Annotated in this window: 17 protein-coding genes; 5 read left to right on the forward strand and 12 right to left on the reverse strand. The window is 34.7% G+C overall.

The window, feature by feature from the left end:
- Positions 1 to 32: 32 nt before the first annotated feature.
- From RZ74_RS05810 to RZ74_RS05835, 6 genes are all read right to left on the reverse strand, one after another.
- Positions 33 to 470 carry an acetyl-CoA carboxylase biotin carboxyl carrier protein gene (locus tag RZ74_RS05810; protein ID WP_053950462.1) on the reverse strand — a complete coding sequence of 146 codons (438 nt, stop codon included), beginning with the start codon at positions 468 to 470 and terminating at the stop codon, positions 33 to 35.
- A 46-nt stretch (positions 471 to 516) separates the two neighbouring features.
- On the reverse strand, positions 517 to 1,257 hold the full coding sequence (gene fabG, locus RZ74_RS05815; protein ID WP_053950463.1) for a 3-oxoacyl-ACP reductase FabG: 741 nt from the start codon (positions 1,255 to 1,257) through the stop codon (positions 517 to 519).
- Positions 1,258 to 1,259: 2 nt separating this feature from the next.
- The gene (fabD, locus tag RZ74_RS05820) at positions 1,260 to 2,159 is read right to left on the reverse strand and encodes an ACP S-malonyltransferase (protein WP_053950464.1); all 900 of its coding nucleotides are present in this window, start codon (positions 2,157 to 2,159) and stop codon (positions 1,260 to 1,262) included.
- Between the two features lie 34 nt (positions 2,160 to 2,193).
- Positions 2,194 to 2,436, reverse strand: coding sequence for an acyl carrier protein (locus tag RZ74_RS05825; RefSeq protein ID WP_053950465.1), 243 nt, complete (start codon positions 2,434 to 2,436; stop codon positions 2,194 to 2,196).
- Between the two features lie 37 nt (positions 2,437 to 2,473).
- Positions 2,474 to 3,445 carry a beta-ketoacyl-ACP synthase III gene (locus RZ74_RS05830; RefSeq protein WP_053950466.1) on the reverse strand — a complete coding sequence of 324 codons (972 nt, stop codon included), beginning with the start codon at positions 3,443 to 3,445 and terminating at the stop codon, positions 2,474 to 2,476.
- A gap of 263 nt (positions 3,446 to 3,708) precedes the next feature.
- Positions 3,709 to 4,365: an NAD(P)H-dependent oxidoreductase gene (locus tag RZ74_RS05835; protein WP_053950467.1), complete on the reverse strand. Its 657-nt coding sequence runs from the start codon at positions 4,363 to 4,365 to the stop codon at positions 3,709 to 3,711.
- A 166-nt stretch (positions 4,366 to 4,531) separates the two neighbouring features.
- Here RZ74_RS05835 and RZ74_RS05840 point away from each other — a divergent pair, with 166 nt between their 5' ends.
- The 4 genes from RZ74_RS05840 (at position 4,532) to RZ74_RS05855 (ending at position 10,281) form a co-directional block, all read left to right on the forward strand.
- On the forward strand, positions 4,532 to 6,265 hold the full coding sequence (locus RZ74_RS05840; RefSeq protein WP_053950468.1) for a phospho-sugar mutase: 1,734 nt from the start codon (positions 4,532 to 4,534) through the stop codon (positions 6,263 to 6,265).
- Positions 6,266 to 6,360: 95 nt separating this feature from the next.
- On the forward strand, positions 6,361 to 7,161 hold the full coding sequence (locus tag RZ74_RS05845; RefSeq protein ID WP_053950469.1) for a methylenetetrahydrofolate reductase: 801 nt from the start codon (positions 6,361 to 6,363) through the stop codon (positions 7,159 to 7,161).
- Positions 7,162 to 7,177: 16 nt separating this feature from the next.
- On the forward strand, positions 7,178 to 8,389 hold the full coding sequence (locus RZ74_RS05850; protein WP_053950470.1) for a DUF2075 domain-containing protein: 1,212 nt from the start codon (positions 7,178 to 7,180) through the stop codon (positions 8,387 to 8,389).
- Between the two features lie 86 nt (positions 8,390 to 8,475).
- Positions 8,476 to 10,281, forward strand: coding sequence for a M3 family oligoendopeptidase (locus RZ74_RS05855; RefSeq protein WP_053950471.1), 1,806 nt, complete (start codon positions 8,476 to 8,478; stop codon positions 10,279 to 10,281).
- Between the two features lie 36 nt (positions 10,282 to 10,317).
- Here RZ74_RS05855 and RZ74_RS05860 read toward each other — a convergent pair whose 3' ends face one another.
- From RZ74_RS05860 to RZ74_RS05880, 5 genes are all read right to left on the reverse strand, one after another.
- Complete coding sequence (locus RZ74_RS05860) at positions 10,318 to 11,340, reverse strand: C39 family peptidase (RefSeq protein ID WP_053950472.1); 1,023 nt, start codon at positions 11,338 to 11,340, stop codon at positions 10,318 to 10,320.
- Between the two features lie 169 nt (positions 11,341 to 11,509).
- A complete protein-coding gene (locus tag RZ74_RS05865; RefSeq protein ID WP_053950473.1) occupies positions 11,510 to 13,132 on the reverse strand; it encodes an ABC-F family ATP-binding cassette domain-containing protein in 1,623 nt (540 codons plus the stop codon).
- 147 nt (positions 13,133 to 13,279) lie between these two features.
- A complete protein-coding gene (locus tag RZ74_RS05870; protein ID WP_053950474.1) occupies positions 13,280 to 13,906 on the reverse strand; it encodes an SDR family oxidoreductase in 627 nt (208 codons plus the stop codon).
- A gap of 751 nt (positions 13,907 to 14,657) precedes the next feature.
- Complete coding sequence (locus RZ74_RS05875; protein ID WP_053950475.1) at positions 14,658 to 15,905, reverse strand: MFS transporter; 1,248 nt, start codon at positions 15,903 to 15,905, stop codon at positions 14,658 to 14,660.
- Between the two features lie 40 nt (positions 15,906 to 15,945).
- Positions 15,946 to 17,181 (reverse strand): MFS transporter, encoded by a 1,236-nt coding sequence (locus RZ74_RS05880; protein WP_148562081.1) that lies wholly within the window; start codon positions 17,179 to 17,181, stop codon positions 15,946 to 15,948.
- A gap of 174 nt (positions 17,182 to 17,355) precedes the next feature.
- Here RZ74_RS05880 and RZ74_RS06975 point away from each other — a divergent pair, with 174 nt between their 5' ends.
- On the forward strand, positions 17,356 to 17,511 hold the full coding sequence (locus RZ74_RS06975; RefSeq protein ID WP_187291405.1) for a hypothetical protein: 156 nt from the start codon (positions 17,356 to 17,358) through the stop codon (positions 17,509 to 17,511).
- Between the two features lie 102 nt (positions 17,512 to 17,613).
- Here the strand turns inward: RZ74_RS06975 and RZ74_RS05885 are convergent, their stop codons facing one another.
- Positions 17,614 to 17,958 (reverse strand): iron-sulfur cluster biosynthesis family protein, encoded by a 345-nt coding sequence (locus tag RZ74_RS05885; protein ID WP_053950477.1) that lies wholly within the window; start codon positions 17,956 to 17,958, stop codon positions 17,614 to 17,616.
- Between the last annotated feature and the right edge of the window lie 27 nt (positions 17,959 to 17,985).

Below are 17,985 nucleotides of genomic sequence, written 5' to 3' on the forward strand. Positions count from 1 at the left end.
AGGAATGAAATCTTGTACGTTATAGTCCAAAATTAGTCCTCCTCAATTTCAAAAATTGGTTGATCGTATTCAACCATGTCACCATTTTCGGCAACTTTCTTAGTAATAGTTCCAGAAACTGGACTTTTTACTTCATTGATAACCTTCATAGCTTCAATTACACAAACTACATCGCCTTTTTTAACGTGGTCTCCAACTTTTTTGAAGACTGGTTTTTCAGGACTTGGTGCAAAGTAAACAATTCCAACAAGTGGAGCTTTAATCTTTGAACCTGCAGCTACAACTGGAGCTGGTGTTCCATCAGTTGATGGAGTTGCTGAAGCTGGTGCAGCATCGGGAGCAGCGGCAACAGCCGGATGTTCTAACTTAGAAAAGTATAGGTTAGTACCATCATCAGCAGTGATTTTAAATTCTTTCATACTGGACTTGTCAAACTTGTCCATTAAATTTTCAATATCTTTTTGTTCCATGATTTATTATCTCCTGTTAATTAAGAATGTTCTTACTTAACTTTGATTACATAGTTAATCCACCGTCAACGGTGATTACTTGTCCATTCATGTATTCGTTCTTGATTAAGAATTCAACAACTTGTGCAACTTCGTCTGGAGTACCAAAACGTTTTGCTGGGATTCTTTCTTCCCAATCAGCAATGTAGCTGTCGCCTAACTTAGCAGTCATGGCAGTCTTAATCATACCTGGAGCAACCGCATTACAACGGATTCCACGTAGAGCACCTTCTTGGGCTGTAGTCTTAGTTAAACCAACAATACCAGCTTTAGTTGATGAGTAGTTGGCTTGACCTAGGTTACCGTGAAGACCGGCAATACTTGAAAGGTTGATGATACAACCTTTACGAGCTTTTTGCATTTTCTTCATAGCAAATTTAGTCATGTTGAAAACACCAAATAAGTTAGTGTCTAGAACTTGCTTGAATGAATCACCCTTCATTCTAGTTAATAGAGTATCTTGAGTGATACCAGCATTGTTAACTAGCACATCAATCTTACCGTGCTTTTCAATAACGCTGTTAATCATTGCTTCAGCATCTTCTTCTGAGGCAACGTCTCCAACAAGCACTTCGATTTCTTTATCGAAGTTAGCTTCGAAGGCCTTTAGTTCTTCGTCACTTAATTGTCTGTGTGAGTTGGCAATTACGATGTTGTTTTCATCTTTAGCTAGACGAACAGCGTCAGCTAAACCTAATCCCTTGGTAGCACCAGTGATTAGGATTACTTGTTTTTCGTTATTTTCCATTATTATTCTCCTAACTTATCTAATAAGGCATCTAGAGTTTCAACGCTTTCTACATTATATGTATCAGCTTTTAGTGTCTTTTTAGCAAGCTTACTTAGCGTATTTCCTGGACCGATTTCGATAAAGGCGTCGATGTTTTTGTCTTCTAGAGAAGCAACATCTTGCATAAAGTGAGTTGGATTGATTAGTTGATTAACTAATGTTTCCTTAACAGTATCCAAAGCAAATGGTTTTACAGTAGTGTTACTGATAACATCTACGTTTGGTTCACTAAATTCAACACTTTCAAGACGTTTAGCTAATTGATCTGATGCTGGTTGCATCAATGGAGTATGAGAAGCCACTGCAACTTGTAGTGGAACCACACGTTTAGCACCCTTTTCAGTAAGTACTTCCATTGCTTTTGCAACCCCTTCTTTAGTACCACCAATAACAACTTGAGACTTATTATTGTAGTTTGCAGGGTATACATCATCAATTTCATCACAAACGCTCTTCACAAAATCAGGGCTAAGACCCAATACAGCAGCCATAGAACCTGGATTTTGCTTACCTGCTTCATCCATGTAATGTGAGCGATCGTGTACTAGCTTTAGCCCTGATTGAAAAGATAGTGCTTTAGCAGCAACTAAAGCACTATATTCGCCTAAACTCAATCCCATCATAGCAACGGGCTTAGCTATTTTATCTTCTAAAATACGATGAATAGCTACACTCATCGTTAAAATAGCAATTTGAGTATTATTAGGATTATCAAAAATTTCCGGATCAGCTAAGTTTAAATTCAATGTTTCTGAGGCCTCGTCAATTGTACGTTTGTACACAGCATTTGTTTTATACAAATCCTGTCCCATTTCCTTAAATTGACTACCTTGGCCACTAAATAGATAACAAATATTCAAACTTAAACACTCCTAATTATTAACTAATTAAATATTAGTCTTCAACTTGGTTTGCAACGTAGTCAACTAGTTGTTGTACAGTTGCGATGTCGTTGTCAGTATCGATTTCGATGTCGTATTCGTCTTCTAGAGCATCGATGATTTCAAATAAGTCTAAACTGTCAAGATCTAGTTCGTCCTTGAAGTTAGTTTCCATCTTGATGTCTTCAGCCTTAACGTCTGATTGATCTACAACGATTTCTTTTACCTTGTCAAAAATTGCGTTCTTGTCTGCCATAATATAATTCACTCCATAAATAAAATAATATAAAAAATTAATACCTTAAAATAATAGTTCCAGTGGTTAGGCCACCACCAAAACCTGAAAGGGCGATAATATCTCCCTTAGTTATTAAACCATTTTCCATCATTTCTGACAACAAAATTGGTTCGCTTGCTGCAGATGTGTTTCCATAAAGATTGATGTTAACAGGGAACTTATCAGCATTTTCGCCTAATTTGCGGGCTACAGATTTAATAATTCGTGCGTTCGCTTGATGTAACACAAAGTGATTTATGTCACTTAACTCGATTCCTGCTTGTTTTGCAGCTTCACGAATTGATGCGGGAACATTCTTAGTTGCGAAGTTAAATACTTCTCTTCCCTTCATATGAAGGTATTCATCTGTATCGTCATCGCTTTTACCAAATGTACCACTACCTGTTAAATGACCTGCAAGTAGTGCCTTGTCTTCATCACCATAGTTCTTTAAGTTGCTGGATAGAATTTCACCATCACCTTGGTTTGAAACTAGCATTCCACCGGCTCCATCCCCAAATAAAACAGCAGTCGTTCTATCTTCCCAGTTAATTAGGTTACTCATTTTTTCAGAACCAATAATAATTCCTAAAGCATTTGGCTTTAAGTTTAATAATGCATTCATAGTATGAGTAGCAAATACAAAACCAGAACATGCAGCACTGATATCAAAAGCAACAGCATTGTTAGCTCCAATCATTCCTTGGATTGCGGCTGCAGTTGATGGCATTTGATAATCAGCAGACATTGTTGCCACGATAATGAAATCAATATCGTTAGCATCAACATCAGCGTTCTTTAGTAATTGAGAAGCAACCTCAGCGCTTAAAGAAGTATTTGTTTCCTTTGTAGCGATTCGGCGTTGTTTAATTCCTGTACGCTTACTGATCCATTCATCAGAAGTGTCCATGATTTTTGCCAAATCGTCATTGGTAACTATCTTTTCAGGAACGGCTTTAGCAGTAGCTAAAATTGAAAAACTGTTCATGATATCTCCTCTAAACCAATTTGGGTTATCTTTTGATAGTACTTGTTAATACCACTAATTAATTCTTAATTAAAATCGGCTTTTTTTCAACCGATATCAGTCAAATTAAAAGCATCTAAATTCGAAAAAGTTGATAATACCAACGTTTTGAAGATGTTTTTTAGGTGGATTTTAATAAGTTACTCTTCATTTATTGTGTAACGCTTATTGAGCGTATCTACCTTATTGAAATAAAAATCCATCCTTTATGGATGGACTTTCTACTATTTAATTACACGGTAAACTTCTTCCATTGGTTGACGACGCTTAGGAGTAATGTCTTGATCACGGTAGCCGAAACCAGCCATTACTGATACGCCCCATTCCTTAGTGTCTAAAATCCCTTTTTCAGAAAGGATAGCTTCAATCTTTTCACGGTTGAAACCTTCAACTGCACAACTATCTATGTCTAATTCAGCAGCTGCGGTCATCATGTTAGCTAAAGCAATGTATGTTTGTTTACATGCCCAATCAAAACGTGATCGATCATCTGTTAATTTAAAATCATTTTCTTGGAAGTCAGTAAACTTCTTTGAAAATGCTGAATCAGGTGCATATTCATGTCCTGCTACATCTTCAGTAATGTGTTGGATGTATGGATGAGTCGCAGTGATTCCTTTTTTTGCTAAAATAATCATAAAGTGACTAGCACCATTTAAACTATTTTGACCACCCCATGCGTAATCATAAATTTCTTTCTTTAAATCGTCACTTTGAATATCTAAGAATTGCCATGGTGAAAATCCGAAAGCACTTGGTGAAAGACGACCAACTTCTAAAATGGTGTCCCAGTCTTTTTCGCTAATTTGTTTATTAGCATCAAACTTCTTAGTCGCATAACGACGGTGCGCAGTTTGAATAATTTCTTCATTCTTATCCATAATAAATCCTCCTTACTTATTATTTAAAAGTAACTTACCACATTTTCCAAAGCAATGACAATTAATAAGCTTTATTTAAGCTCTCTCTTCTATTATAAATTGACTATCAATACAGCATTAACTATACTTAGAAAATGTAATGAAATAAGTTTATTGGAGACTTTATATGAACGCACAAGAATTATACAAAACTTGGGCTAACCAACCCAATTTAAACGAATCTGTAAAACATGATTTAAATACCATTAAAAATAATCCAAACGAAATCAACGATGCTTTTGGCACTAACATGTCATTTGGAACCGCTGGTATGCGTGGTTTAATCGGTGCCGGAATTAACCGTATGAACATCTACACCGTTAGACAAGCTACTGAAGGTCTTGCTTCATACATGGATACATTAAGTGATGAAGAAAAGAAACGCGGTGTGGCAATCAGTTTTGATTCTCGTTACCATTCAGAAGAATTCGCCTACGAAGCTGCTCGTGTTTTAGGACAACATAACATTAAATCATTTGTCTTTGATGATATCCGCCCTACTCCAGAACTATCATTTGCAATTAGACACTTACATGCTTTTGCGGGTGTTATGATTACAGCTAGCCATAATCCAATGCAATATAATGGATACAAAATTTACGGTGAAGACGGTGGTCAAATGCCACCAAAGGCTTCAGATATGATTACTAGTTTTGTTCGCCAAGCCGAAGATGTATTCGCAATCGAGGTTGCCGACGTCAAAGAATTAAGAAAACAAAAGCTACTATCTGTTATTGGCGAAGATGTTGACGCTGCATACTTGGAAAATGTAAAAAATGTTAACGTTAACCACCAATTAATCCAAGAAGTTGGTAAAGACCTAAAATTCGTCTACACCCCTCTTCACGGAACTGGAAAAATCATTTGCCGTCGTGCTTTGGATAATGTTGGTTTTAAAAACTATTCATTAGTAAAGGAACAAGCAATCGCTGATCCAGAATTTCCAACTGTTGATTTTCCTAATCCGGAATTCGCTTCAGCATTCAATCTAGCAATTCAATTAGGTAATCAAGAAGAAGCTGATGTATTAATAGCCACTGACCCCGATGCTGATAGACTGGGTGCTGCCGTTCGTCAACCAGATGGTAGCTATGAATTAATGACCGGTAACCAAATCGCATCAGTCCTATTAGATTACATCTTAACTGCTAAACAAGACGCTAATGATTTACCAGTAAACGGTGCCGTGGTTAAATCAATCGTTTCAACGGAATTAGCTACTAAGATTGCTAACCACTATGGTGTTGAGATGCAAAACGTCTTAACTGGATTTAAATACATCGCTGAAAAGATTAAGGATTTTGAAGAAACTAATGAAAATACTTTCTTATTTGGTTTCGAAGAAAGTTTCGGTTACTTAATCAAACCCTTCGTCCGTGATAAAGATGCCATCCAATCAACTGTTCTACTTGCTGAAGTAGCAGCATACTACAAGCACAAGGGTCAAACCTTATATGATGGTCTTCAATCAATTTACCAACTTTATGGATACCATGAAGAAAAGACCATTTCAAAATCATTTGAAGGTCTTGAAGGTAAGTCTAAGATGGATAACATCATGAACGAATTAAGATCAAATCCATTAACTGAATTCAACGGTCAAAATGTGGAATCATTGGAAGACTTCGATAAGTCTACTAAAACTAATGCTGATGGTAGCGTGGAAAAAATTCAATTACCTCAAGCTAACGTTTTGAAATATTGGTTGGCTGACGGTACTTGGTTTGCTATCCGTCCTTCCGGAACAGAGCCTAAAATCAAGTTCTACCTAGGAACTGTCGATGATAATCAAGAAGCTGTAAACACCAAGCTTGAAAGCTATATTAATGCCGTAGATGCATTAATTGAACAATTAGTTTAATTATGAAAGTGTTATTAGCAAACGTTAATAACGCTTTTTTATTTTTCGTGTTAGAATGAAAGTATTAAATTTACCAGACTCGAAAGGACCCTTCTATGAGAGATCAAACATTTTCAGTCGAAATTGAAGCGAATTCACACGATCTTATCCAGATGAAACATTACATCAACAAATGGAAACCAGACTTCGTATCTATCAGTAACTTAAGTCGGTACTCATACGAAGAAATGATCAAATGTGCACAATACATTCAACGAGATTTAAACATCCCCGTGATCCTTCACTTAACAGGACTATCGCACACAAAAGAAGAAATCAAAAAAGCTTTCACTGAATTTCGCGAATCAGATATCAAGAATTTATTGTTAGTTCGTGGTAATCTTCATCATAATATGGAAGTGCAAGATGATTTTAGTTATGCTAGTGATTTGATTGAATACGTGAATCAACTGGATAAAAATGATACCACTAACATTGTGGCTGCTTGTTATCCAGATGTTCATTCATTTGCCGATTCACTAAAAGATGATGTTTTTTATCTCAAGAAAAAAGTGGATAGCGGTGTTAACAGTCTCATTTCTTTGATGTGCTTTGATAACCATAAAATCTATGACTTTTTAAAAGAAGCACACAAGAAAAGCATAAATATTCCAATTAGAATTGGGATTATGCCAATTACGGATCCGTTTAAGAAACACTACCTACTACACAATGAAATAGACGTTCCCGAATTTGTTGATGAATCAACAGACATGTTAGATGATGGTATTGAATTTGCTGTCGAACAAATTGATGATTTGTACGAACATCATGTCGATGGCATTCATTTGTATACCCAAAACGATTGGGAAGTGTCTGACCGCATTTACGAAGAAATCAAACACAATTTTGAATAAAAAGGAGTCTTTGACAATGGCAAACAGTAACGCTGCCGATGACAAACTAGCTCCCAGTAAACAATTGACCGCAGAGCAAGCAGAATTGGTTGAACGCATCAAACAATTCTCAATCAATCACATCAGTGATGATAAGCATGCGGTCTTTACTATTTATGGTGATGCTGGAACTGGTAAATCAGTGATTTTAAGTAAACTATTTTATGATATTCAACAATTAGCTCATGATAAACAAAGTCCGCTTTACAAGAGTCATAACTATTTCCTAGTTAACCATCCTGAAATTTTAAAAGTATACAAAAAGATGGCAGGAAGTCAGAAAAATGTTTTAAAGAAAAATTTCAACCGTCCTACTTCATTTATTAACCAAAACGATAAGACGCATGAACCAGTGGATATTACGATTATCGATGAAGCCCACTTATTGTTATCTCGTGGTGATCACTATAATAATTTCTACTATGATAATCAGTTGAGCGAAATCATCAAAAGATCACAAATCACGATTTTAGTATTTGACCATCGTCAAGTACTTCGCACTAAATCATTTTGGAATATAGAAAGATTGCACCATATTATCGATCCATACACAAATGACGAGTATCACTTAACCCATCAATTCAGAATGGCCGCTAGCGATAGTTTGGTTCAATGGATTAATCGTTTTACCGATGGAACGTTAACACCACTTCCTAAGGATGCTAAAAAAGATTACGACTTTAGAATTTTTGATAATGCAGAAGAAATGCGGAAATTAATTGTCGAAAAAAATAATGAGGTTGGGTTATCTAGAATCGTTTCCACTTCTGGATACCCTTCTACGTTAGACGGTGGAAAACATTATGTTTTAGAACCGGATTTCAAAATGCCGTGGGATCAATATAACTATACGCAAACTCCATGGGCAGAAATCCCAGAAACAATTAACGAAGTGGGTTCAATGTTTACCTGCCAAGGATTTGATTTAAACTATGTTGGCGTTATCCTAGGACCCATTATCCATGCTGAAGGTGACCAAATTAAAGTCAACTTAGGTAAATTTACTGACGTTGAATCACTCAAGAAACGCGCTGATATCACAGATGTCGATGAATTCAATCGAATTAAACAAGAGCTAGTATTAAATTCCGCTAACGTTTTATTAAAACGTGGTGTGAAAGGATTATATATTTTTATATCCAACAAAGACTTACGTGACAAACTTTTAAAAGATTATAATCAATTATAAAAACCGATAAAATGAGAATTTTATCGGCTTTTTTATTAATTAACTGATATAATTATCCACAATCATATTTTTTAGGAGGCTCACTCATGAAATATTCTTTAAATTGGGATTTAGATTCAATTTTCCCAGGTGGTTTACACGGAAAAGCGTTAACTGAAAAGATACAAGTAATTGGTGAATCAATCAACACTTTCCGTGATGCGATTAACGATTACCATTTTACTGATGACGACGAACACTTTACTCGTTTTACAGAACTAACCGACTTCATTCAAAAGATTCAAGCTGGTATCGTTCAAACTGGTATGTACATTAGCGGTAAACATTCAGAAGATGTTAATAACGAAGAAGTAACTCCATTAATTGATAAGATTCAATCATTAGACGTTAAAGCCGCTCAAATTAGTCAATTACTACAAAAGAAGTTAGCATCATTATCTGACGATGCATTCGAAAAGTTAATTACTGAACCCTCACTACATAAAATCATTTTCTCTTTGAACGAACAACGTCATTTTGGTCAAGAATTATTAGATGACAACGAAGAAGCCATCATCGCTGAAATGAATTTGGAAGGCCTAAGTGCATGGTCAAACCATTACAGCACATTAGTTTCTTCAGTCCAAGTTGATTTCAAAGATAACGAAGGCAATCCTAAGACCCTATCAGCAGGACAAGCTGATAACGAAATTCTAGGAAATGCAGATCCTAAATACCGTGCTGAATTAATGCCTAAATGGGAAGAAGCATGGGGCGACAAACAAAACCTATTTGCTGATACTTTAAACCATGTTTCAGGAAGTCGTTTATTAGACTATCGTTTCCATGGTACTGACGATTTCTTGAAATACCCACTAGAATTAAACCGCATGTCTCAAAAGACATTGGATACAATGTGGAAAGTGGTCGATGCTAATAAAGATGTTTTAATCGATTTCTTAAATCGTAAAGCTCAATTAATCGGCAAAGAACAAATTGGCTGGGAAGACGTTGCTGCACCACTTAATATCGGTGACGGTGAAGTCAAAACATTCACATACGATGAAGCCGCTGAATTTATCATTAAACAATTCAATAGTTTCTCACCTAAGATGGCTCAATTAGCACAACGTGCATTTGAAAACCAATGGATTGAAGCTGAAAATCGTCCAGGTAAAGAACCAGGTGGTTACATGGAAAGCCTTCCAGAAACTGGTGAATCTAGAATTTTCTTAACTTTCACTGGTTCACCTAACGACGCATCAACAATTGCGCACGAATTAGGTCATGCTTTCCACAGTAGCGTGATGAACGAACTACCTTACTTCCGTCAAGATTATGCGATGAACGTTGCGGAAACAGCATCCACTTTCAGTGAATTAATCGTTTCTGACGCCAACGTTAAAGAAGCACAAACTGACGAAGAAAAGATTAACCTATTAAACGCAAAGATGGATAATCCTGTTGCGATGTTCTTAAACATTCATGCTCGTTTTATTTTTGAAAAGAAATTCTACGAAAAACGTAAAGATGGTGTTCTAACTGCCAGCGAAATCAACGACTTAATGTTAGATGCACAAAAAGAAGCGTATGATAACTCACTATCAACTTACTCTACTCATTTCTGGGAAAGCAAGATGCATTTCTACTTTGATGATGTACCTTTCTACAACTTCCCATACACATTTGGTTACCTATTCAGCTTAGGTATCTATGCCAAAGCTCAAGAAAGTGATAACTTTGAAGATCAATACATCGCATTACTTCAAGACACTGCTAACATGTCTACTGAAGAATTAGCTATGAAACATCTAGGTGTTGATTTAACTAAACCAGACTTCTGGGAAGATGGCGTTAAGCTAATCCAAAAAGATGTCGATGAATTTATTCGTTTAACAGAAAAATATGTATAAAAAAAGAGCATCCAATGGATGCTCTTTTAATTTATCCTAGTGAACTAGAACTGCCTTACGACCTTCTTGGTTGTATAGCTTCATAAATTGACTAGTTGAAACCCAAAATACTGGGTTATTCTTGTTTGATTTCATTTGTGATTCCCATGATGATGGATCTGCCATCTTGAAGTAACCACGTTTGTAACCAACAACTACTAAGGTGTGACCAGTAGCTTTTCTCATTCTGTATCCAGTAGCAGCGATAACTGGGTTACCGTGTTCGACTTCGTAAATAATCTTTGATTTAGAAGCACCGGTAATGTTGTAAACACTCTTTCTGAATTGACGACCGAATTTAGCTAGTGCCTTAGGGTAAATAGTCCAATCTTGGTTAGTGTTGTTAACCGCGTATGGGTTACCAACAAATCCCTTGTTTTGGTCATATTTAGCACGAGGCATTCTCTTTAAGAAGTAGTTTAAACCGTGGTTCAAACCAACGCTCTTAGTTGATAGTGCCATCTTTAGGGCTGTAGCTTCACAACCATTTGGTGCATCAAATGGGAAGTGTTGACTAGTGTATACAAATGGTAATTCGTATACGTTAGTAGTACTTAGGTATGTGGCGTTAATCCAACCTAAAGTCTTACCTTGGTAAATTACTTGGTAGTAAGTTCTTTCAGCAGAAGTTGCTACCTTGTTTAGTTGAACTAGTTGACCATTTAAGTTAACTGTCTTTAGTAGCTTAGTTCCACGGTTGTATGGACCAGCAAAGACCTTAACGTTGTCAGTATTAATGATTCGCGCATTTTCAGATTTTGCAGATTTGATTGTAAAATCGACATGATTAACAAATTCTGTTTCAGTATCTGTGGTGTTTGAACCATTAGTTGTACTAGTATTTGTGTTAGTACCTTCTTGACTAGTAGTTGTACTTGTTTGGCTAGAACTATTTGAACTAGCTTCAGTAGTTTGTTGACTACCGTTTTCATCAGCATTAGCAGTTGCATTACCATTAATTGTTAGTGCAGCAACCCCCAAAAACATTACCAATCCCAATGATGATAATATTTTCTTCATAAATTCCACTCCATCCATAAAAATTAATATATTTTATGTTTCTAATATAATACAAATAAAAACCGAATAATAATATTATGCACTCTTGTAAGAAAATCTTAACATTTTGGTAATATTTTTGACACGAGACTAAAAAAAGACACAGTCATGAAAACTGTGTCTTTGCTTTTTAGTAAAGTTCTTCAACTTGCTTTTGAACATCTGGATGATTTACGAAATCATCATAGTGAGTATCGGCTCTTTGAACCATCCCTTTATCAGATACTTCAATAATGTGATCAGCGATAGTTTGAACAAATTCTCTATCATGTGAAGTGAAGATAATTGAACCGTTAAACGGAATTAGACTGTCATTTAATGCAGTAATTGATTCCATGTCCAAATGGTTGGTTGGGTCATCTAAAATCAATACATTTCCTTTTTGAAGCATCATCTTAGATAACATACAACGAACCTTTTCGCCCCCTGACAATACCTTGATTTGCTTTTGAATATTGTCTCCAGAGAATAGCATCCTTCCTAAGAAACTACGTAAGAATGGATCGTCACTTTCTTCTTTAGATGCGTATTGTCTTAACCAATCAATGATAGTTAATGAATCGTCATCGAAGTCAGAGTTAATGTTCTTTGGCATGTAAGTAGCTTTAGTGGTTTGGCCCCAAACTACTTCACCTTCATCAGGTGCCATCTTACCGGCTAAGATTTGCATTAAAGTAGTAGTAGCTAAATCATTTCTACTAATGATAGCAGTCTTTTCACCTGGTCTTAATGTAAATGTGATGTTATCCAAAATCTTCTTACCATCAATTGTCTTAGAAATGTTCTTCACTGAAACTAAATCGTTTCCTAAATCACGTTCTTTTTCAAACTTAATGAATGGGTATTTACGTGAAGATGGTTGAATATCATCTAGTGTAATCTTGTCTAATTGTTTCTTTCTAGAAGTTGCTTGTTTTGACTTAGAAGCGTTGGCAGAGAATCGAGCGATAAATTCTTTCAATTCTTTGATTTGATCTTCTTTCTTAGCGTTAGCATCTTGACGTAACTTAGCAGCTAATTGACTTGATTTCAACCAAAAGTCGTAGTTACCCACGTATAGTGAAATCTTCTTGAAATCAACGTCACACATCATTGTACATACTTGGTTTAAGAAGTATCTATCATGAGAAACTACAATCGCGATGTTTTCGTAATCAGCTAAAAACTCTTGTAGCCATTCAACGGTATGGTTATCCAAACCGTTGGTAGGTTCATCAAGTAATAGAATATCTGGATTACCAAATAATGCTTGAGCTAATAAGACCTTCACCTTTTGACCTTCAGTTAGTTCACTCATCTTTTCATTGTGTAATGATTCATCAATTCCTACGTTTTGTAGTAATTGTGAAGCATCTGCTTCGGCGTTCCATCCGTCCATTTCGGCGAATTCACCTTCTAATTCAGCAGCTTTTACTCCATCTTCATCAGAAAAATCTTCTTTAGCGTATAAAGCATCCTTTTCTTTCATGATCTTGTATAACTTTTCGTGTCCTTGAATCACAGTGTCTAAAACTTCAAATTCTTCAAAGCCATAGTGATCTTGGTTCAAACTAGAAATTCGTTCATTCTTACCGATTGAGATACTACCTGTGGTGGGTTCAATCTTTCCTTCTAGCATTTTTAGAAAAGTTGATTTACCAGCACCATTGGCCCCGATAACCCCATAACAGTTACCTGGTGTGAATTTAAGGTTTACATCTTCATATAACTTTTTACCTGAAAAATGTAATCCCATATTAGTGACAGTTATCATTTCATACCTCCATCTAATCAATTTAATTAAAAACAGCCCTTGGTCCTCAATCGAATCAAGAGCTGCATTATTTTATTGATTCTTTTAATAACTCAAATAACAATATCACATGAAATCAGTTCAGACAAGCTAATTTATACAAACTAACTATTTGGCAGTGATTTCTAAAATTTGGTGAATTGTTTGGTCATTATGAATTGCATCAACAACAAATTGGGCTACATCTAATCTTGCGATATGCATCCCTGCTTCACGTTTTTCAACGACTTGAACTTGATTACTTTGGTCGTCGAAGGTTAAAGCAGAAGGTCTTACGATAGTGTAATCTAGACCACTATTACGCAAATGAACATCTGCGTAATGTTTAGCAATGTAGTATGCGTGTAATCCTGAATCTGCCCAGAAACTACGGTCATCTGCACCCATTGCACTAACCATTAGATAACGTTTTACCCCTGCTTGCTTAGCAGCTAACATTGATTTAATTGCACCATCTAAATCGATAATCATTGTTTGGTCATCTCCAGTCGCACCACCTGAACCAGCAGAGAAGATGATTTGTTCGACTTGATTGTCTTGGTATAGCTTAGCCATATCTTCAATCGTACCGTCTAAATCGAATTCAATTGGTTGAACATTTTCAAATTCAACATATTCACCAAATTGTTTTTCGCTTCGAACACCCGCTAGAACTTGGTCGCCATCTTGTCCTAGTTTTTCTACGATATGAATTCCCACATTACCATGGGCTCCAATTACTAAAATTTTAGCCATAATAAAGCTCTCCTTTTTGCTTACTTATTGTTAGCATTCTATCAAGAATGGATTTAATTTTAAAGTATCTTGAATCGTCAACTAAATTCGATTCAAAATTATACAACAATAAGTTTTTAAGTATAAATGGTTGAAATAATTAAAAAAGAGAATATAATACGATTAACGATTAAGCATTCTGTCACGTGACCTATCAAATCTTATTCGTTAAATTCGAAAAGTAAGGAGATTATCGCATGAAACTATTTTATATTTGGATTAATAATGAATTGTCTAATGTTTCTGTAATCTCGAATTTTATTGCTGATTCAACTAAGGTTATTAGTAAATAATCCATAAACAATCACATTATTATAAAGAGATCACTTTTTAGACAAGTTAGGAATAAAAAACAATTATCGAAAGATTTTTGTTTGATGGTTAACAACAAGATCTTTCCTAATTGTCAAGAAAGGGGATCGCGCTATGCCAATTAACGTAGGAAAATAAGCTCAAGAAGCATAGTCAAATAGACACCGTTTTTTGAGGTAAATAAAAATAAAAAAGCAGATGACCTGAACTACTAAAGTTCATGGATAGTCATGCAATTTTATGGGAGGAATTAATCCGGTACTTAACCGGTAACATTCTTCCCATTTTTTGTTTTAAACGAATATTCATAACTGATCAAATTTTATAACAAATAAAAAAGATAAAAACTATTTCCAACGAAAATAATTTCTATCTTTAATGTTAGTAATTTTTCTCTTAATTAATGGCTTTTTTTAATCTTGTAATTGATAAAAATAATGTATGCCAATAGAAATAGCATGTATATTGCCATTAACTCTAAACTTAGTGTAACTGTCCATATATTCGCAATACTCATGAATATTAGTTGGCCTATAGGTAGTGTGAATGTCATAGTAGTTGAGATAAGTCCCAAAGAGAGTGCAATATTATCTGTTATATCTTGATTCATAATCCATGCATTTAGTTTTGGACCAGCCTTTCCTTGTAAAAAACCAGCTAAAAATAGTAAAACTAAAAATGCATATGTTGATAAAAATAATTCAGCTACAACAACACCTAATAACAAAATAAAGGTCTGTAAACCTACTAAATTTAGAAAAGAAATCTTTTTAAACACAGATAGTGGGAAAAGAGCTCCCAGAACCTCTGCAACTGAAAATACTACTCCGACAAGAGCTATCGTAAAACCAAATGAACTAATTTGTTGTTGTTGATAATTTGCAAAATATAAGGAGAATACATTTTCTAATGCAGATCCTACAATCCCTGCGAAGGCATAAATCGAAATATAACATCCCAATAATGGAACGGAAAAAATCGTTTTTAAAGCTCCTAAAAAAGTAGTATTAGATTTATTATCCTCAGTAGTAGGATTCTTTGTTGAACCAGTATGTCTAGAAGATTCACTTAAGTTACCCAATAATAATGCACTAATACCAAAAATTAGTGCATTAAGTAATGCAAAATATTCATATTTGTAATTGATTAATACTAAAATAGTAGGACCAATTAGTTGAGATACCATTGATAACGTAGAAATACTTCCAGAACTCCAAGAAATTATTTGTTCCCTATCATTATCGTCAACTACCTCTATTTCTTTTTCGTATAGCAATCCTCCAGCATAACTACCACTTACTTTAGAAAATGAAATTATTACTAAAATGAAAATCACAGAATAAATAGATAAACTTTTGGCAAATAATGCTATTAATAAATATATAAACATCTGTACACATCTTATTATTCTTGATATTCTAATTTTTTTGATAGTTTTGTCTGCGTAATATCCAGTTAAAAAATTTAATACAGAAGGAATAATATTTACGAAAGAAGTGGCAGTGATTAACCATCCTCTTTCTGATCCCGTAAAGTTTTCAGCTATCATCATTAATAGTACGATTCCAAAAAGGCTACTCCCAATACTTTCTAATGCACCAGATAAGAATAACCATTTAAATTGACTATGCCAGTATTTTTTTATCAATTTTCTAACCTACTTTCGTTTATTTTATAAAAACAATGAATTAACTTAATTCTTTCGGTTTCACTTTGATCGATAATAGAATGATAACTACCATAATCATAAACAAACTAATGCTTAAAACTGGTGTCTTCCCAATTAAGGTGTATCCACCAACTAAAAAGATACTACCAATTGGTGTAGCAACCGTTAAACTACTATTTAAAATCCCTAAAATGGTACTTAATGATGCTGAATCAACGTTGTCCATTAACATGGCAGATAGTTTTGGATTAATTTTACCTAGCACATACATAATGCTGAACAAAACGATCATAATCACGAAGACACTTAAATTAAACATCAAAATGATAAAGAAAATCCCTAGTAGCCATGCTGCTAGTAGTAATAATTTTTGAATACTAGTATTTTTCAAAAAATCATGGACAATCACAGAACCTAAAACATTTCCTACCACGAAAATGATATTAATAATTAAAATTGTCAATCCAAAGCCTAGTGGACTAACTTGTGGATGTTCCAAAATGTATAGATTTAAAATCCCATCAATACTTGCACCCAGTGCATTTAAGATGACCAATGATCCTAAGATTCGAACGATAGGTAACCCGGTAATATTCCCCAGTGAAGAGAAAGCTTTCTTAAAGCCACGTCCTTTACCAGATTTTTCACTTGCTTCTCTTTTGGGCTCAACATAAGATAAGTTTTTTCTCGATAGGAATAAAATACATCCTGAAATAAAAAAGGTAGTGGCATTAATGAAGCTTCCTAGTATGTAGTTACCGGTTGATGCTATGTATGATAATCCAATCGCTTGCCCGATAGGTTGCATAATCAAACCAATACTGTCATAAAAGCCAATCGTTTGTTGCCTTAGTTCCTTAGGCACTTTATTTTGGATGATTGGTAATTTTAATAGTCCAATCACTACCCCGACAATATCTGATACTAAATTAATTCCAATCGCAATTCCTAATTCACTTGGATTGTGTGAAAGAAAAACGGTGAATAAAACTAGGAAAAATGCTGATTGAGTAAAGGTTAATAAAATCACCCACTTAGCTTTATTAGTTAAATCACCAGCGATTTTACCTAACATCGCAGATAAGACTCCTGGAATCGTTGACGCGATGGATGCAATCGTCACCCATAAGGATGGTTGATTGCTAGACTTCGCCAGGATAAGCAATATCATATTAAAGAGGCTAATTCCTAGCACTTGAAAAAAGGTGCTTCCTAACAGTCCAAAGACCGCTTTATTTTTTAAAATTTTGATCATATACAACTCCCCCTAACTTAGATATTGACATCTATAAAAATGAGACTACAATGAGTTCATAATTAAATTATAATGTGTTTATAATGAGATTATAACAAAACAAAAAAAAAACAAAAAAAAAACAAAAAAACAATGCAAATAACTGATTAATAGCTATTTGATAAGGAGGATATTATGCATTTTAATAAGGCTCAATTTTATAAAGATGTTGCTAGTTGGGAAAATGATTTAAAAAAACGTAAGTTTGTTTCTAAAAATACGGTTAAGGGTAATTTTGCCGATTTATTATCATTCACCAAAATATTGTTGCACTCAATTCAAACCCATTAATCATCAGACATTAAAATAACGACACAAAAAAAGACGACTGAATCAGTCGTCTTTTTTACCCATAATTGTTTTGTTACTTAAGCTTAGTTTTTATAATTGTTTTTAGTTTCTCTTGTCGACTACTGGTACGTTACCGTCGATCATCCCTGAATCACCTTTTAGTACCAATGCATTGTACATTACATCGAACTTCAAGTTTTGTTCTAGGAATGAGCCACTGTAGTCTTTGTAGAATACTGGACCTAAATCTGAGTCCATTTCTGCATTAAAATCTTTGTCGTCTAAATCAGGGTTAACTGCAATGAAATCAAAAGATGTATCAATTGCACATGATCCTGCGTCAGAGAAGTTTCCAACACCATCATCTAAACTCAAGAAGAACTTAGCGTCACCTTGAATCTTGTTTTGAATCTTTTCTTTTGCTGCATCTGTAATAGTTAGTTTCATAAAAATGAACCCCCTTTATTTATATTA

The organism is Apilactobacillus apinorum, from assembly GCF_001281175.1.
Lineage (GTDB): Bacteria > Bacillota > Bacilli > Lactobacillales > Lactobacillaceae > Apilactobacillus > Apilactobacillus apinorum.

Bases quoted from the DNA above. Each gene is read 5' to 3' on its own strand.
- RZ74_RS05825 (WP_053950465.1), bottom strand. From the start codon at position 2,436: ATGGCAGACAAGAACGCAATTTTTGACAAGGTAAAAGAAATCGTTGTA.
- RZ74_RS05885 (WP_053950477.1), bottom strand. From the start codon at position 17,958: ATGAAACTAACTATTACAGATGCAGCAAAAGAAAAGATTCAAAACAAG.
- RZ74_RS05850 (WP_053950470.1), top strand. From the start codon at position 7,178: ATGGCAAACAGTAACGCTGCCGATGACAAACTAGCTCCCAGTAAACAA.
- RZ74_RS05845 (WP_053950469.1), top strand. From the start codon at position 6,361: ATGAGAGATCAAACATTTTCAGTCGAAATTGAAGCGAATTCACACGAT.
- RZ74_RS05870 (WP_053950474.1), bottom strand. From the start codon at position 13,906: ATGGCTAAAATTTTAGTAATTGGAGCCCATGGTAATGTGGGAATTCAT.
- RZ74_RS05865 (WP_053950473.1), bottom strand. From the start codon at position 13,132: ATGATAACTGTCACTAATATGGGATTACATTTTTCAGGTAAAAAGTTA.
- RZ74_RS05855 (WP_053950471.1), top strand. From the start codon at position 8,476: ATGAAATATTCTTTAAATTGGGATTTAGATTCAATTTTCCCAGGTGGT.
- RZ74_RS05830 (WP_053950466.1), bottom strand. From the start codon at position 3,445: ATGAACAGTTTTTCAATTTTAGCTACTGCTAAAGCCGTTCCTGAAAAG.
- fabG (WP_053950463.1), bottom strand. From the start codon at position 1,257: ATGGAAAATAACGAAAAACAAGTAATCCTAATCACTGGTGCTACCAAG.
- RZ74_RS05835 (WP_053950467.1), bottom strand. From the start codon at position 4,365: ATGGATAAGAATGAAGAAATTATTCAAACTGCGCACCGTCGTTATGCG.
- RZ74_RS05880 (WP_148562081.1), bottom strand. From the start codon at position 17,181: ATGATCAAAATTTTAAAAAATAAAGCGGTCTTTGGACTGTTAGGAAGC.
- RZ74_RS05810 (WP_053950462.1), bottom strand. From the start codon at position 470: ATGGAACAAAAAGATATTGAAAATTTAATGGACAAGTTTGACAAGTCC.
- RZ74_RS05840 (WP_053950468.1), top strand. From the start codon at position 4,532: ATGAACGCACAAGAATTATACAAAACTTGGGCTAACCAACCCAATTTA.
- RZ74_RS06975 (WP_187291405.1), top strand. From the start codon at position 17,356: ATGCATTTTAATAAGGCTCAATTTTATAAAGATGTTGCTAGTTGGGAA.
- RZ74_RS05860 (WP_053950472.1), bottom strand. From the start codon at position 11,340: ATGAAGAAAATATTATCATCATTGGGATTGGTAATGTTTTTGGGGGTT.